The organism is Paenisporosarcina sp. P4_D4 (genome assembly GCF_056401835.1).
In genome coordinates, this window is sequence record NZ_JBFUIO010000209.1 from 1 (window position 1) to 2,627 (window position 2,627).

1 protein-coding gene is annotated in these 2,627 nt (G+C 38.3%); it reads left to right on the forward strand.

Annotation, left to right across the window (positions count from 1 at the left end):
- Positions 1-2,627, forward strand: a 2,627-nt coding sequence (locus tag AC1DSL_RS17070) for a purple acid phosphatase family protein (RefSeq protein WP_477533130.1), incomplete at both ends; no start/stop codon positions are given.

A 2,627-nucleotide genomic window follows, 5' to 3' on the forward strand; every position in this document is an offset into this window, starting at 1 on the left:
GAAGAAGAAGGTGCAATTGCACAATTCAATCATCCCGATCCAAATAGTAAAGGGAACTTCAATGGTTTTGGTCATTTAAATAAAGACATAGATGATAACGTTACGTTGTTTGAATATAAAGTTTCACGTTATTTTGACACATTCGTCCAAGCTTTGGATAATGGGTGGCACCTTTCTCCTTCCTATGGAGGGGATGAACACAGTGCCAATTGGGGAAGTGGAAATCCTGCTTTAACAGGTGTTTGGACAGATGAATTAACGAGAGAAAGTATTTACGATGCAATGGCGAACCGCCGTACGTATGTTACTTTCGATGAAAATTTTGAATTAGGTTACTCAGCTAATGGAAAAATAATGGGTTCTATACTCTCTGGGGACACAAAAGAACTTAATCTTAATGTTTTATTGAAAGATCCAGACACAGAGGATCTTATTGACAATGTCACTATCTATACAAACAACGGTGAGATTGTAAAAGAATATAAGGATATTAATAACAATGAGTTTGTAATAGATGAGTCGATACCATCCAGTGATGGGGAATATTTCTTCATTCGAACTTTCCAGAAAGATGGAGATGAAATACTTAGTGCACCGATCTGGGTTGGTGAGGTAACGAAAGGAACTGACTACGCTCCTGATATCGTCATAAACGGGGAATTGCCTTCTACTGTTCAGTTAGGGGATACAGTGGAAATTCCTGATGCAACATCAATTGATGATAGTGGTGAGACTCCTAATGTGAAAGCAGAAGTTTTTGATTCTAAAGGCATGGCGGAAATAGTGGATAATCATTTCGTGGTAGAGGAATACGGCGAATACTTTGTTAGATACTATACGACGGATTCAGCAGGAAATTCACGGGTTAACACAGTCAGAATATTGGTTGATGATACTAGTCTAGATGGAGACAAAATTTTAAATGAATTTACGCCAACTGTAAATGTTGGGGCAACGGAAGAAGAAGTAGGCATAACACTGGTTACGGACAATGTTCTGAAGGAAGCCAATGTTCAGTATATGCCTACTTCCGAAAATGATTGGAGCAATGCAAGTGTCATTGAAACAAAGGTTTCTTATTTTGAATCTGCTTATGGGGAAAATATAGACAATAGTAGTTATAGAGTACTGGCTTCACATGAGGCAGATTTAGCAGATTTAAAAAGAGAGACAACTTATCAATACCGATTTGGCCTGACTCCGGAAGGTCCATGGGGACAAGCGTATTCATTTGAAACAGCTCCTGAATCAGAGGATACAACGATTTACCTTATGGGGGATCTCCAAGTTCCGGACCGAAATCCAGAAAGCTTTAAGCTTTATACTGACATGCTGGATGTATTGAAACAAAAAAATGCAGACGGCAAGCTAATGATCCAAGTTGGTGACTTGGTGAATTCAGCTGGTATGACTGATGCTTGGACGGATGTAATGAAGTATATCTACAAAGACCTAAATTTGTTATCAGCAAACATGATTGGGAATCATGAAGTCATACAAGATGTTGATGCAAGCTCATACACGAATTTCTTCAACTTACCTGAAAATGGGAAAGGTACGAAAAAAGAAGGGAATTATTCGTTTGACTATGGAGACGCACACATCGCTGTATTAAACTCGATRGACTTCACGGATAAGCAATTAGAGTGGCTTGAGCAAGACATGAGAGCAACTAATAAGAAATGGAAAATTGTGATGGGACATTTCCCGTATTATGGTGGTTCACATAGCGATGATGCTGGGATGAGTACAGGTAGAGCACAAATAACTAAGAAACTTCAACAATTGGGAGTAAGCCTTTATATTGGCGGGCATGACCATGTATATAAACGTACAACCATTAGAGACGGTGTCATGAATAATAACCAAGACGCGATGAACTTAGGGACTACGTTTATTACAATGGGTTCATCTGGTCCTAAATTTTATGACAATGAAGTCTATGATTGGGATAACGTAGTTTACGATGAAAATGTTCAGACTGGCGTGATTCTGGAAGCTAATGAAGATTCCTTAATGATTAAAGCCTACAATAATGCCGGAACTGTTATTGATGAATTTACATTGACTCCGCCGGAAAGCCATATGGAATTATCAAGTGTAGATGTGGAGGATGGAGAGTTTAATGGAGTTGGTTTATTAAACTATCCGAATTCAAAAGATCAAGTTACTGTGGTTGGTGCTACCTACGATGCAACAGGTACAAAGCTTATCGATGCACAGATAAAAGAGGTAGCATTAGAGGGACTTGGTCGTGAACAAATCATCAATTTCGACAAACCGCTTGTTTATAATGATCAAAATACTGTAAAACTTTTTGTTTGGGACAATTTGACGAATCAAAATCCTATTTTCCCTTCTAGAATTGTAAGAGAAGCGATGGATGGAGAAGGTACTGCAGAAAATCCATATAAAGTTGATACAGTTCAAGACTTGGAGAAAATCCAATATTATCCAGATAAACATTATATCCTAACAAAAGATATCATTGGAAACCAGGACGTAATTACTGCAATTGGATCCGATGCCACCCCATTCAGTGGAGTTTTTGATGGAAATGGACATTTTATAACAGGTGTTGATGTTTCAACAAATGGTGCTGGATTATTCCGGATCAATAACGGCAC